The organism is Chloroflexota bacterium, assembly GCA_016887485.1.
Classification (GTDB): domain Bacteria; phylum Chloroflexota; class Anaerolineae; order Anaerolineales; family Anaerolineaceae; genus Brevifilum.
Genome location: CP069394.1, coordinates 2,475,094 through 2,488,448, shown reverse-complemented (window position 1 = coordinate 2,488,448; position 13,355 = coordinate 2,475,094). Strand labels below are relative to the sequence as shown.

General features: G+C 54.9%; 12 protein-coding genes. 8 read left to right on the top strand and 4 right to left on the bottom strand.

Translation table 11 applies throughout. From position 1 onward, the window contains the following. Nucleotide 1 precedes the first annotated feature (1 nt). On the top strand, nt 2–697 hold the full coding sequence (locus JR338_11320) for an ABC transporter ATP-binding protein (GenBank protein ID QRN82989.1): 696 nt from the start codon (nt 2–4) through the stop codon (nt 695–697). Next, the gene (locus tag JR338_11315; GenBank protein QRN82988.1) at nt 694–1,926 is read left to right on the top strand and encodes an ABC transporter permease; all 1,233 of its coding nucleotides are present in this window, start codon (nt 694–696) and stop codon (nt 1,924–1,926) included. Before JR338_11320 ends, JR338_11315 begins: the two co-directional genes overlap by 4 nt. 240 nt (nt 1,927–2,166) lie before the next feature. On the opposite strand, the gene JR338_11310 is transcribed toward JR338_11315, so the two are convergent. After that, nucleotides 2,167–3,816, bottom strand: coding sequence for an ABC-F family ATP-binding cassette domain-containing protein (locus JR338_11310; GenBank protein ID QRN82987.1), 1,650 nt, complete (start codon nt 3,814–3,816; stop codon nt 2,167–2,169). Nucleotides 3,817–3,960: 144 nt separating this feature from the next. On the opposite strand from JR338_11310, the gene JR338_11305 reads away from it, so the two are divergent. The 3 genes from JR338_11305 (at nt 3,961) to JR338_11295 (ending at nt 6,077) form a co-directional block, all read left to right on the top strand. Further along, a complete protein-coding gene (locus tag JR338_11305; GenBank protein ID QRN82986.1) occupies nt 3,961–4,998 on the top strand; it encodes a zinc ribbon domain-containing protein in 1,038 nt (345 codons plus the stop codon). A 72-nt stretch (nt 4,999–5,070) separates the two neighbouring features. Further along, on the top strand, nt 5,071–5,619 hold the full coding sequence (locus JR338_11300) for a peroxiredoxin (GenBank protein ID QRN82985.1): 549 nt from the start codon (nt 5,071–5,073) through the stop codon (nt 5,617–5,619). 14 nt (nt 5,620–5,633) lie between these two features. Then, nucleotides 5,634–6,077: a redoxin domain-containing protein gene (locus tag JR338_11295; protein ID QRN82984.1), complete on the top strand. Its 444-nt coding sequence runs from the start codon at nt 5,634–5,636 to the stop codon at nt 6,075–6,077. 70 nt (nt 6,078–6,147) lie between these two features. On the opposite strand, the gene JR338_11290 is transcribed toward JR338_11295, so the two are convergent. Together JR338_11290 and JR338_11285 are read right to left on the bottom strand one after the other, a co-directional pair. After that, a complete protein-coding gene (locus JR338_11290; protein QRN82983.1) occupies nt 6,148–6,903 on the bottom strand; it encodes a DUF1638 domain-containing protein in 756 nt (251 codons plus the stop codon). Nucleotides 6,904–6,909: 6 nt separating this feature from the next. Then, nucleotides 6,910–7,917 carry an alpha/beta hydrolase gene (locus JR338_11285; protein ID QRN82982.1) on the bottom strand — a complete coding sequence of 336 codons (1,008 nt, stop codon included), beginning with the start codon at nt 7,915–7,917 and terminating at the stop codon, nt 6,910–6,912. A 158-nt stretch (nt 7,918–8,075) separates the two neighbouring features. Between JR338_11285 and JR338_11280 the strand changes: the two genes are divergently transcribed. The 3 genes from JR338_11280 to JR338_11270 are packed head-to-tail and all read left to right on the top strand — an operon-like array spanning nt 8,076 to nt 12,804. Next, complete coding sequence (locus JR338_11280) at nt 8,076–9,569, top strand: serine hydrolase (GenBank protein ID QRN82981.1); 1,494 nt, start codon at nt 8,076–8,078, stop codon at nt 9,567–9,569. Between the two features lie 2 nt (nt 9,570–9,571). Then, nucleotides 9,572–12,232, top strand: coding sequence for a CBS domain-containing protein (locus tag JR338_11275; GenBank protein QRN82980.1), 2,661 nt, complete (start codon nt 9,572–9,574; stop codon nt 12,230–12,232). A 29-nt stretch (nt 12,233–12,261) separates the two neighbouring features. Further along, the gene (locus tag JR338_11270; protein QRN82979.1) at nt 12,262–12,804 is read left to right on the top strand and encodes a GNAT family N-acetyltransferase; all 543 of its coding nucleotides are present in this window, start codon (nt 12,262–12,264) and stop codon (nt 12,802–12,804) included. Here JR338_11270 and JR338_11265 read toward each other — a convergent pair. Further along, nucleotides 12,801–13,244 carry a hypothetical protein gene (locus JR338_11265; protein QRN82978.1) on the bottom strand — a complete coding sequence of 148 codons (444 nt, stop codon included), beginning with the start codon at nt 13,242–13,244 and terminating at the stop codon, nt 12,801–12,803. The two genes, JR338_11270 and JR338_11265, sit on opposite strands and share 4 nt — an antisense overlap. Nucleotides 13,245–13,355: the final 111 nt, after the last annotated feature.

Below are 13,355 nucleotides of genomic sequence, written 5' to 3'. Positions count from 1 at the left end.
TATGACGAAGCAAGATGAAGTCATCCGAGTCGAAGATCTGACCAAGGTCTACCAGATGGGCGAAATCGAAGTCCATGCCCTGCGGGGCGTGAGCTTCTCCGTTCAGCGCGGTGAAGTGCTCGCCATCATGGGTCCCTCCGGTTCGGGAAAATCCACGTTGATGAACATGATCGGCTGCTTGGATAATCCCACAGACGGAAACTATTTCCTGGAAGGCGAGCTGGTCTCCACTCTGAAGGATGACCAGTTGGCCCTGGTCCGCAATCAGAAGATCGGTTTCGTTTTCCAAAAGTTCAATCTGCTTGCCCGGGCCACCGCTCTGGCGAATGTAGAACTTCCCCTGCGCTATGCCGGCATCACCACTGAACGCTCCGAACTGGCCCGAGAAGCGCTTGAAGCCGTGGGACTGGGCGACCGAATCACCCACCAACCCAACGAGCTTTCCGGCGGCCAGCAGCAGCGCGTGGCAATTGCCCGGGCACTGGTCAACAACCCGGCCATCATCCTGGCGGACGAACCCACCGGCAACCTGGATTCCACCTCTGGCGACGAGATTAAAAAGCTCCTGCTGGATTTGAACCAAAACAAAGGGACAACCCTGATAATCGTGACTCACGATCCGGAAGTCGCCCAAATCGCCCAACGGGTGATCCACCTGCGAGACGGCCTGATTGAAAAAGAGGAGGTTCTGGCATGAATTTCTTCCTCAACCTCAAAGAGGCCATGCAAAGCCTCAGCTCCAATAAAATGCGTTCCCTGCTGACCATACTGGGCATCGTAATCGGTGTCGCATCCGTGATCGCCCTGCTGTCAATCGGCCAGAGCGCCGGGGATTCGATCACTGGTGAGATTGAAAGCATTGGCACCAACGTCATCTACATCCTCAAAGGCAACGACGAAGAGGACGTGACCAATCCTGAAGACCTGACCCTGCGGGACGCAGAAGCGCTGGCGAGTTCTTCTCGGACATCCAAGATCGCTTACGTTGCACCAGTGGTCTCCGGCGCCAGTGAGATCTCCTACAGCGATGTGGGTGTTGAGTCTTCCATCTCCGGCATCACCCCGGACTATCAATTCGTCCAGAACATCACCATGGCGGAGGGTGAATTTATCACCGAATCCCAGGTTGAAGGCCGCAGCGCGGTCGTGGTTCTGGGACCACAAATTGCGGAAACCCTGATCGGTCGCAGCAGTGGCGTGGTCGGGCAAACCGTGCGAATCGGCGGCTACCCATACCGGGTGGTAGGCGTGACCGAGGCCAAAGGTGGCAGCGCTTTTAATAATCCGGATAACAATATCTATATCCCCATTTCCACCGCCCAAACCCGGCTCCCCCGCAGCGGTTCATCCAACTCAGTGCAATATATCCTGATCTCGGTGGCTCAGGCAGAAGATGCCGACGCAGCCATTGACCAGATCACAACGGTGCTGCGTTCCACCCATCGGATCCCACCTCGTAGTCCAAACGATTTCACCATCCTGAACCAGCAGGACTTTCTGGCCGTGGCAGCGTCAATCACCAACGTCCTGACAATCTTCCTGGGTGGGATCGGTGCAATCTCCCTCCTGGTGGGCGGCATTGGAATCATGAACATCATGCTGGTCTCCGTCACCGAACGCACCCGTGAAATCGGGCTACGCAAAGCGCTGGGAGCTCGCAAGATCGATATCCTGACTCAATTCCTGACCGAATCGGTGCTGCTGAGTATGATCGGCGGCCTTTTAGGGATTGCCCTGGGCTGGGGAATCTCCCTGGTTGTCAGCCAGATCGCCGTTCAATCCGGCACAATTCTGGATATCAACGTTACTCTAAATTCCATTCTGCTGGCCACCCTCTTCTCGGCGGCGGTGGGCATCTTCTTTGGCTATTACCCCGCCAACAGGGCGGCTTCCCTGGCCCCGGTGGAGGCCCTGCGCTACGAATAACGTAGATTCACCAATATCACAAGCGCCAGGCTGAAGTTAGAGCCTGGCGTTTTTTGTTCTTCTGGAACACAGATCATTTGTAGGGCGATCGTAGGGTAAGCGTCAAGTAATTATGCCGGTTATTTGGTAATATACAGGTAGCTAAGACACTTTTCTTCTCCTTCTGATGACCGCCAGGGTCGGCGTCCCTGGCGGTCCCCATTTTAATTAACACAGAGAAGGTCTTTCGCCAAAGGGAGACTATTCTCCCGCGTGCCGGCGATAAGATTCGTAGTCCGAATAATTTCCAAAATATTCTTCCACGCCATCCCCCTGCAAGGCCACAATTCGGTTGGCAATCCGATCCAAAAAGTAGCGGTCATGTGAGATGGCTAAAATCGTGCCGTCAAAAGCTAATAAAGCATCTTCCAGCACCTCACAAGAGGGGATATCCAGGTGATTGGTCGGCTCATCCAACAGCAGGAAGTTTGACCCGGTCAGGGTGATCAGGGCAATCTGCAACCTGGCCCGTTCCCCACCCGATAGCGAGCCCACTGCTGTGTCCCGCTGGTCATAGTCAAAGAGATATTTCTTCAAGAACGCAATCCCGCGCGATTCTGAAAAATTGCCGGCTTTGCAGATGGTTTCCAGCAGGCTGAGCTTGGGGTCAAGAGTTTCGAATTCCTGGGCGTAATAACCCGCCTTGATACTGGGCCCCAAAACAACTTCACCGGAATCGGGTTGCTCCTGGCCGAGAATGATCCTGACCAGCAGCGATTTCCCCACCCCATTCGGGCCGATCATCCCCACCCGGTCACCATAGCGCAGCAAAAGGTTGATAGCCTCCAGCACAGCCTGGTGAGTACTTTCGGGTGATGGGAAGCCCTTGCTCAACTCGCTAACTTCCAGCACCTTCTCACTGCCGCGCCAGCCACCCAGGCTGATCTCCATCTGGTCTCGTTCCAAAATTGGCTTCTCAATCCGGTCCATCTTATCCAGCCGTTTGAGAATCGCCTTTCCCCGGTTGGAGAATTTGACATTGTCATAGACCTTGCCCCACATCAGGAGCCGCTTGGCCGCCTGTTCCAGCCGGGAGATTTCCTTTTGTTGGGCCTGGAAGCGCTCCGCCTGTTTGGCTAGCCGGATTTGCTTATCAAACATATATTCCGAATAATTTCCCGGGAACTGCGCGATTCTCCCCAAATCAACCTCGAGAATGGCATCAACGACCATATCGAGGAAGTATCTGTCATGCGAAACGATCACAACCGTCCCGGAGAAGTCCTCGATCAGCCGCTGGAGCATCGCCTTACCATCCAGGTCCAGGTGGTTATCCGGCTCATCCAGCAGGAGGATATCCGGCCGCCCGATGATGATCTTGGCCAACCCGAGGAGCTTCTTCTGCCCGCCGCTCAAGTTGGCAACCGGCAGTTCCAATTCATGCGCTTCAAAACCAATCGAAGCCAGCAGCGTGCGAATCCGACCTTCCAAACCTGGGCCGCCCAGTTCAGCGAAACGTGCCAGGAGAGCTTCCTGCCGGTCAATTAACTTTGCCAGGCGTTTCTCACTGCCATAGACTACCGGATCAGCAAACTGTTTTTCCAGCGCGGCCAGTTCCTCTTCAAGCGCCAATACCTGATGCGCCCCCTCCCGCGCCGCCTCATAAGCCGTCAGGGCCGGGTCAAGGTCAAGATCCTGAGCCATGTAGGCCACCGTCAGACCCTTATCCCGCAGGAGAAAACCCGAATCCGGTTTTAATTCGCCCAGGATCAGCTTCAACAAGGTCGTTTTGCCGCTGCCATTCGGGCCGATCACGCCATAACAGCCTTCCTGAAGCTCGCAGGACGCTTCCCGGAAGATCGGCTTGGCGGGATAAGAAAAAGTCACTTTATCAAGACGAATTCGAATCATGAACTAATGTTATCATGCGCGGGTGAAGTCCACCCACGGATTTTTGACGCATTAATGAGATAATCTTGGTAGATTTTTATCCGGACTTTCCCTATAATAAAAGGGAACTCGTCATAATAAAAACATTGAGCCTTTGGAGGAATCATGGCCCGAAAATCACTTGGTTTTGTCCCCTTAATTTGGGACTGCCCATCCTGCGGTACTCAAAATCCCGGCCCCATCAAATCCTGTACTGCGTGCGGCGCTCCCCAGCCGGAAGATGTGAAATTCCTGCGGGTAGATGAAGAACAATTCAACTTCATCAAGGATGAAGCCCTGATCCGGATGGCCAAGGCCGGGCCGGACATCCACTGCCCCTGGTGCGGCACTCGCAACCCCGGCACAGCCACCCTCTGCAGCAACTGCGGCGGCGAACTGGGCCAGGGCGGCAAACTGCGGGCGACCGGCGGGAAAGTTCAAACCGCAAGTGAGGCCAAGGCCGAAGCTGAAAAGCCGCAGCCCGTGCCAGCTTCCCGTCCTTCCACTGCCAGTGGATTCAAGCAGCCTGCTAAACCCATGAATAAGAAAGGTATCATCATTGCGGTGGTTGTCATCGCAGTGCTCTGTTTGGCCGGAATCCTGATCCTAAGCTGGCTCAATAAAACCGATGCCACCACAGCAACCGTTTCGGACCTCTATTGGGAACGCAGCATCCAGGTTGAGTCCTACCAGGAAGTCATCGACAGTGACTGGTGCGACGAACTCCCCAGTGATGCCGTTGTGACAGCAACCTCTCAGAATTATCGCTATATCTCCGAAGACCCGGTTGTTAATGCCACCGAGGTCTGCGGTGATGAATATGTGGTCGATACCGGCACAGGTGTGGGCGAAGTGGTTCAGGACTGTGTCTATGAAGTCTATGACGAATATTGCGAATATCAAGCCTGGGCCTGGGTGGCGCTCGACCCAGTAACGATCTCCGGGCGAGACCTGGTTCCTTATTGGCCCAGCGTTTCTCTCGATGATGGCGTTCGTGAAGCAGGGAATAGCGAAGACTACGCCATCACCTTCAGAGCTGATGGTGAAGAATACACCTACTATACCGATGACGTGGATCTCTTCCTCCAAGCCGAACTCGGTAGCACCTGGACCATCAGTGTGAATCAAATGGGCAATGTGAGAAGCGCTGAACCTTACAATTAAGGTCTAATTTGGGTATAATCTTATAACCAATATAAATAAGAAAGGTTATTTGCAAAAATGGAGGAATACCCGATGGAACTATTTGATTATGCAAAAGTTGGCAAACCCGCTCCTTATTTCGAGATGCGCACCACCAAAAACATAGACACTCTGGATGAGGTCGCTACCCTGGATGACTACAAGGGAAAATGGCTGATCCTCTTCTTCTACCCTGAAGACTTCACCTTCGTCTGCCCCACCGAAATCCTGGCGCTCTCCGATCGCTATGAAGAATTTCTCGAGGTTGGCGCTGATATCCTCGGCGTCTCCACCGACTCCGTGCACTCGCACAAAGCCTGGTTGAACACCCCGCTGGACAAGAACGGCATCATGGGCACCAAGTATCCCCTCGCTGCCGATCGCACCCACGAAGTAGCTGAAGCCTACGGTGTGCTGGTGGAAGAAGAAGGCATCGCACTGCGCGGTCTCTTCATCATTGACCCCGAAGGCGTGCTGCAATATTCCGTGGTCCATAACCTTAATATCGGCCGCAGTGTCGATGAAACCCTTCGCGTCCTGGAAGGCCTGCAAGCCGGTGGGCTTTGCGGCGCTGACTGGGAACCCGGCGACGATCTGCTGTAGAACGGAGCCAAATCATGCCGATGCGCCTAAAAACACCGATGCCCCCACTTGAAGGGGTCACGGAATGGCTGAATAGTGAGCCGGATCTGGAAGCCCTCAAGGGGAAGCCCTTGCTGGTTTACTTCTGGGCCGTCAGCTGCCATATCTGCCATGATAATATGCCCAAGCTTCAGGCCTGGCGAGAGAAATTCGGCCCCAAGGGGTTGAACATGATCGCCATCCACTGCCCCCGGATGAAATCCGACACGGATGTGGAAAAGGTCAAAGAAGCGCTCAAAGAATACGGAATCGTGGAACCCTGTGGAATAGATAATAAGCACCTGGTCAAGAAAGCGTTCGACAACGACCTTTGGCCGGCTTATTTCATCTTCGACAGTGAAGGTCTGCTCAAGCGTCGGGCGGCCGGGAATGCCGGTCTCTCCATGCTGGAACCGATCCTCGAAAAGATGTTTGAGTAAACCAATTTATCCAAAGAGAAACAGCCCGCATGATGCGGGCTGTTTTTAGTTACCTTAGTGATTGACCGGGCTAATTTATCGCTGAAATGATCTCATCCCCACCGACCATCTGAATTTGCTGACCGGGCTTCAGAGACAAAAAATCCTCATCCCACTCGCCATTCAACAGTTTCCGGATCAACACCAAATCCCCTGCCAGCTTCTCAAACCGCCAGCCATTCTCGGCCGCGTCCTGCTGAGCCTTGGCCAGGGCCAGGCGCTCATCCGGAGCGCCCATCTCAATATATCCCGCCCGTTCATAATGCGCCTGCCACGCGGACATCGTCTCCATCAGGTAATCAGCGTTATCCTGACCGTATTTCTCGACATATTCCGCATAGATCGTGTCCGTGTCTGCGCTGCTCATTGCGCCAATTGAGAGCACCCCCGACTCGCTATCCGCCCGTTCAACAAAATCCTGCACATACCAGTAGGTGCCTGGGCAGGACTGGAACTGAGCGTCATAGCGGCCCCGGGAGCCTAAAAAGAGCGTAATGCAGTCATGCGCCCTTGGCAGCACCAGGGGAAGCTCACCAGCCCGCAGGCCATCGGTTGCCTTGCCGCACAGCCCATAGGCCAGCACAATGGCGTCATAGCCCTCCCCTGCCGTGGTCCGGTCAATCTCCTCCTGGAGCGACCGGCGCAGTTTCGCGGGCGTCCGGTGCAGGCCGTAATGGCGCAGGGAAACGTCCACGATCTGCGGTGACCGTGCAGCTGCCAAATAAACCGGGCGAGCCAGCACGTCACAGGCAAGGCACTTCAAACGCAGCGGTTTCATATCACTCAATCTGAATTACAGTTCTTTCCAGAACGCTTCCAGAGCACTGAAGGTCTTTTCGGGCTGTTCCCAATGCGGGAGCCCTCGGGTGGGTGGAATCCGCTCCGCCCGCCAATTTTCCTTTTCCTGCAGCATGCCCGGCAGCATCTCAAAGTTGGTATAGGGGTCCTGATCATAGATTACCAACACGGGTTGTTCCAAAACCTTGTAAACCGTTTCCCGGACCGCGGGAGTGAACAGTTTCCCGCTCAGGAAGTAAGTCGGTGCATATTGCGCGCCCAGTTGGTGAGCAGTCACATAGGCATAATCCACAAAACTGGGCGGCACATAACCCTCAAAACTCAGATTGAGGAAATGTTGAATACTGGGCCGGCTGGAAACGAGATCATAGAACGGTCGATTCCAAAGCGGAACGGCCAATCCGGCATAAACCTGGCTTTGAGCGCCATGTTGACGTGCCCGCTGGCTGATCTTATCCGTGCGGGGCTGCTTGAAACCGGTAGGTGAGATCATCACCAGGGATCGGATCCATTCCGGTGAGTAGACGGCAGCCAGAGCGGCAAATTCACACGATAAGGAGAGCGCCACAACATCCGCCGACTTCCCCACCACCTCGCGGATGAATTCCACAATGGCATCCTGATAGAGTCGGGCACTGTAGAGACGATCGGAGCGATCAGAGAAGCCAAACCCGGGCAGGTCCAGCGCATAGATCGGCCGCTTGCCACGGTAATGGTCGAAAATCGGCTTCATCTCCAGCGCGCTGGGGGCAGCGTTGATGCTGTGCAGCAGGACCAGGGGAGTCCCCTTCCCGCTCAGGTCAGCATAATAACCCAGCCTTCCGGCGTTTTGGGTCGTCACTTCAAAAAGGTCCGCGTCGAGTGCGCCGGTTATGCCTTGATGATGATTGATGTATTTCTTGCTGTAGACAATCCATCCGGCAATGGAGGTCAGGAGGGCCGCAGCCGTCCCGCCCAATCCCCAGAGGAGTCCTTTTCCAACTTTCTTAATTGTGTTATCCATTATTTTTTCCTCCCGGCCTTGCATTGAATGTCAGGTGGAGCGCAAAGCCACAGTGTTAAATTTAGCACATTTCAGGGGGAAGGGGAAATTCTCACCCTTACTGACCTCTACAGGACTAAATGGTAGAATCAGGGCAAGATTGAAAATCAGGAGCATCCATGAAATCCAAAACCTTATGGTGGATTTTGGGCGCGGTGGGGATCTTTTTCTTCATCAGCAGCCTGACCATCACCATCGTTGAATATTCCCGCTTCAAGGGCCAATCCTCCAACTTCCCAACCGGCAGCACCATTGCCGGAGTGCCGGTGGGCGGGTTGGATGCCGCCACGGCGGTCACCCGAGTGGAAGAAGTCTACAGCCTGCCTTTGGACCTGGTTATCGCAGATCACACCATTGCAGCTAACCCCGCTGACCTGGGATTTGAGATGGATGCTTTCTCTCTCGTCCAAACTGCACTGAACGAAGTTCAGACCGGCGGCTACTGGTCGTCCCTTTGGAACCGGGCCTCATCAGAGGCGGTCACTGTCCCCCTGGAAGCAACCGTGAATTCTGAAACATTACGAGCCTATCTTTCTAATGAAATTGAACCTCGCTATACGCAGGCCGGCACGCCGCTTTCCCCGATCGCCAACACCACCAACTTCGCCCTGAGCACAACCGGCAACGGGCTGGATCTGGATCAATCGGTCACGGATATCACCGCCGCCCTGCTGGACCCCGATATCCACCAGGTCACCCTCTCCGTCACCAACGCTGCAACCGGCTCACTGGACTGGTCTGCCCTGGAAGCCTTTCTCAAACACAATATCGAATGGACCGGTTTCGACGGGCTGGTAGAAGTCTATGTGCAATCCATGGAAAACGGGCAAACCCTGCACTTTGCCACCTGGGATGGCGTGGATGTTACCCCGAACATAGCAACCACCGGCGCCAGCACTATCAAGGTGCCAATCATCATCTCCCTCTTCCGTCATCTGGATGAGCCCACCCCCGATGTCGTAATCGGGTTGATGGAGGAAATGATCATCAACTCCGAGAATGCAGCCGCCGACACTTTGATGCAGTATTACCTTGATGAAGACCGGGGACCGCTGATCGTCACCGAAGATATGGAAGCCCTGGGAATGGAAAGCACCTTCCTGGCAGGCTATTTCTATTACGATGCGCCCTTATTACGCTGGATCGACACTCCCGCAAACACCCGCACCGATATTGATCTCGACCCGGACCTCTATAACCAGATCACCGTCGGAGAGCTGGGCACGCTGATGACCGGGATCTATCATTGCGCAGCGGATGGCAGCGGCCTGCTGACTGAGACCTTCCCCGGTGAGATCACCCAAAGTGAATGCCAGACGATAGTGAGCATCCTGTCCGAACTCAAACCGCTCCAGTTCATTGACACCACCCTGCCACCGGAAGCGACCGTGGCGGATAAATATGGCTACGTGATCGAGCTGGATGGGTTATTACATTCGATCACAGACGCTGCAATCATCTACACCCCTGATGCAGATTTCGTGATCGTGCTCTCCGTCTATCAATCGGATTGGCTTTACGAAGTCAATGGGGCGCGGGTCATTGGACGTCTCGCCCAGACAGTATATAATTTCTTTAACCCTAATAATCAGGCCTACTGGTGGCTGGACTGACCATGAAAGTGATATTGACGCACGAACAAGCGGATATGGATGCCCTGGCATCCCTGCTGGGCGCCTGGCTGTTACATCCGGATGCCCTGCCCGTCTTGCCGCGCGCTATCAACCGCAATGGCCGCCGCTTCATCAAGCGCTATGACGATCAACTCCCCTTTATTGAACAAAAAGACCTGCCTAAAGAGGAGATCACTGAGATCCTTCTGGTGGATACTCAATCGCTGATCACATTGAAGGGCATGGGTGAACAAACCAAAGTCGTCATCTATGACCACCACCCCCTGCGGGAGGACATCAACCCTGCCTGGGAACTGCACATGACGCAGTCCGGCGCCAACACCAGCCACCTTGTGGCGCTGATCCAAGATAAGGGGCTGACCCTGACACCCGTCCAGGCCAACGTCCTGGCAATGGGCCTCTATGAAGACACCGGGGCCTTTACCTATGGCTCCACCACCCCCGATGACCTCACGGCAGCAAGTTTCTGCCTGACCCAAGGCGCGGACCCGGACATCCTCAGCCACTACCTCTACCCCCCGCTCTCCAAATCGCAGCGCGAGCTCTATGACCGCCTGCTCAGGGCTGTCGAAACCACCAACGTGGAGGGACAGACCATCCTGACCGCTAAAGCCAACGCTTTGGATGTGAAAGATGAAATTTCCAGCGTGGCGCATAAGCTGCGTGATGTGCTCAACCCGGACGCCTTGTTATTGCTGGTGGCAACCACCCAGGGTATCCGTCTGGTGGCCCGCGCCACCAATGATCGAGTGGATGTGTCCGCGATTGCCGAAGAACTGGGCGGCGGTGGGCACAAACGGGCCGCTTCGGCCCTGATCCGTCCGGAGGGGCACTTGGATGAGGCCCAGACCCTCCAATTCCTCGATGAACAATATCAGCGGCTGATCAGTGGGCTGAGCAAACACATCCCCTCCCAGGCTTCTGTCGGCGGGATCATGAGCCGCGATCCTCTACTCCTCTCCCCCGAGACGCCGGCCAAGGAGGCCAACCGTCTGATGCAGCGTTATGGCTATGAAGGCTATCCCGTTGTGGCAGATGGCAAGGTCGTGGGCCTGCTCAATCGCCGAGAAGTGGACCGGACGATCAGTCACGGGCTGGACCTCAATGTCGGCAGTCTGATGACTGCCGGGACGGTGCAGATCACCCCGGATGCGCCCTTGGAAGAACTACAGTCCCTGATGGGCAGCACGGGCTGGGGTCAGGTGCCGGTGGTCAATCACGATGGTGAAGTGATCGGTATCGTCACCCGGACCGACCTGATCAAGACCCTGTCTGCCAAGCCCGACATCCCCGAACAAGAAGCCATCGTGAAAATGCTGGGTCAGGCCATTCCCCCTGCCCGGCTGGCACTGCTGCAAGCCCTGGCCGATGAGGCCGGGAATGTTAATTTACCGATATATGTCGTGGGCGGTTTCGTGCGAGACTTATTGCTCAATCGTCCCAGCCTCGATTTTGACATCGTGGTGGAAGGCGATGCGATCTTCTTCGCCAACCAGCTGGCAGCCAACTGGGGCGGGCGCGTGGTGGTCCACCGGCGTTTTGGGACCGCCAAATGGGAAATCAACGGCGTTCGTGAGAAATTATTAGCCCAATTGGATTCAGATCAGCAAAGTGATCCAGCTCTGCTGCCTGAAAGCCTCGACCTGATCACCGCTCGGACGGAATTCTATGAACAGCCGGCAGCCTTGCCCACCGTGGAAAGCAGCAGCATCAAGATGGACCTCCACCGCCGGGACTTCACAATTAACACCCTCGCCCTGCGGCTGGACGGTGAGCATTTCGGTCAGATCTATGATTACTGGGGCGGACTGAGCGACCTGCACAAAGGACAAATCCGAGTCCTGCATGCGCTCTCGTTTGTCGATGACGCCACCCGCCTGCTGCGAGGGGTCCGCTTCGAACAGCGGTTCGGGTTTGAAATTGAGCCCCGCACCTTGAGCTTGATGGCGGAAAGTTTACCGCTGCTGGATAAACTGACCGGCGCCCGCATCCGCCATGAGATCAACCTGATCCTGGCGGAACCCAAGGCATCCCTGATGCTGCGACGTCTTTCGGAGCTGGGCATTCTAAACGCGATCCATCCTGAGTTGTCCTGGGACGAAACCCTGCAGCACAACCTGGGCCTGGTGGAACTCACAGAGATTGACCCGGCCTGGGAACTGCCCGCACAGCTGGACAACCTCAGCCTGATCCAGGTCCTCCGCTGGCAGGTCTGGCTCGGGAAGCTGCCGCAGAGCGCCATCCATTCGATTGCCTCCCGGCTGCGGTTTAAATCCAACCTGAAAAAATTGCTCCTGGCCACCAGCCGGCTGATCCATGCCCTGCCGGAGCTGGACCAGGCCAAACCCAGCCAGGTTGCGCACCTCTGTGCTGAGGCGCCCCGCCTGGCGATCTATGCCGCCCACCAATCCACGCAGGATGAAGGTATTAAAACCCTGTTGTGGAATTACGCCAGCCAGTGGGCCGCAATCGAACCGGTCACCACCGGAAACGACCTCAAAGCGATGGGGCTAGCACCATCACCTGCCTTCAGCGACATACTCAGCGCGTTGCGGGATGCCTGGCTGGACGGCAAGATCCACACCCCAGAGCAGGAACAGGCGCTCGCCGAGAAATTAGTCGCCGAGGCCAAACTCACCTAACCTTTGTCTTGACCAATAGGCAAAAACCCTTGGACAAACCTTCTCCTTCCCAACTTAAATACAACCCGCAATCGCTCAATATCCGATCGGTGCGGGAAACTGACCTGCACGCCCTGGAATGGGATGGCGAATATCAGAAATTTCGCAGGATGTACGCCCAACTGTTCAGACAGAGCCAGCAGCAGAAAATCTTGATGTGGTTGGTCGAAATTCCCCTGCAGGAGATTATCGGGCAGGCATTTGTGATGTTGAGCAGCGGGGAAAGGGATGCCGCCGATGGTTTCACCCGGGCCTATATCTTCGCATTCCGGGTCAAATCCCATTGGCGAAACCAGGGGATTGGGTCCTATTTGATGGACTATGTCGAAAAAGACTTATTTGAAAAAGGATTCCGCTATGTAACATTGAATGTTGCCAAAGAGAACCCTGATGCGCGCCGGCTCTATGAGCGGCTTGGCTATAAGGTGATCGGGTCAAAACCTGGGATATGGTCCTACCAGGATGAAAACGGCAAAATCCAGCGCGTTAATGAACCCGCCTGGCGGATGATGAAACGGATCCAGTCCGCTTAGGCCTCTTTTACGGGCCAGCTTTCCAAAATTTCTTTTAACTTTTGGTAATCCTTATTGAATAATTGCCTGGGGACCAGCATTGCATTATTATTTTCAGCCGTGGACAGCACCAGGCCTTCTTTGATCTCCCGTACACCGGTGAAATCCGCTTTCTTCACTTCAATAGTCTTGGAATTCGGTGCGGTCCGGGTCAGGCCCTCATCATTCAGGGTAAGCTCAAATCCATCCCAGAATTTCATCCGTTTGGTCAGCCCGACATGCCCCAGCAAGCCCACAGCCAGCAGCGAACAGGGGATCAGCAGCCAGACCGATCCAAAGAGCATTTCGCCCACGTACATGTAGATGATTCCCAGTGAGACCAGCGCCAGGAGGACATAGGTGAACACCAGGTGCCTCCGGTTTTTCTTTAATTTTTCAAGATCAAGATGGAATGACTGCATTTGCGCCTCTTTTCAACATTGGTACAGCCATTATAGTATGACCCTGGATAAAATTGGATTCAGTCAATAAAAAATTAAAATTGTAGTATTGTTAATTTCGCTAAGCATAAA

Excerpts from the sequence above, each read along its gene's own strand:
- JR338_11285 (QRN82982.1), bottom strand. The coding sequence starts at position 7,917 with ATGGATAACACAATTAAGAAAGTTGGAAAAGGACTCCTCTGGGGATTG.
- JR338_11305 (QRN82986.1), top strand. The coding sequence starts at position 3,961 with ATGGCCCGAAAATCACTTGGTTTTGTCCCCTTAATTTGGGACTGCCCA.
- JR338_11315 (QRN82988.1), top strand. The coding sequence starts at position 694 with ATGAATTTCTTCCTCAACCTCAAAGAGGCCATGCAAAGCCTCAGCTCC.
- JR338_11275 (QRN82980.1), top strand. The coding sequence starts at position 9,572 with ATGAAAGTGATATTGACGCACGAACAAGCGGATATGGATGCCCTGGCA.
- JR338_11280 (QRN82981.1), top strand. The coding sequence starts at position 8,076 with ATGAAATCCAAAACCTTATGGTGGATTTTGGGCGCGGTGGGGATCTTT.
- JR338_11310 (QRN82987.1), bottom strand. The coding sequence starts at position 3,816 with ATGATTCGAATTCGTCTTGATAAAGTGACTTTTTCTTATCCCGCCAAG.
- JR338_11295 (QRN82984.1), top strand. The coding sequence starts at position 5,634 with ATGCCGATGCGCCTAAAAACACCGATGCCCCCACTTGAAGGGGTCACG.
- JR338_11265 (QRN82978.1), bottom strand. The coding sequence starts at position 13,244 with ATGCAGTCATTCCATCTTGATCTTGAAAAATTAAAGAAAAACCGGAGG.
- JR338_11320 (QRN82989.1), top strand. The coding sequence starts at position 2 with ATGACGAAGCAAGATGAAGTCATCCGAGTCGAAGATCTGACCAAGGTC.
- JR338_11300 (QRN82985.1), top strand. The coding sequence starts at position 5,071 with ATGGAACTATTTGATTATGCAAAAGTTGGCAAACCCGCTCCTTATTTC.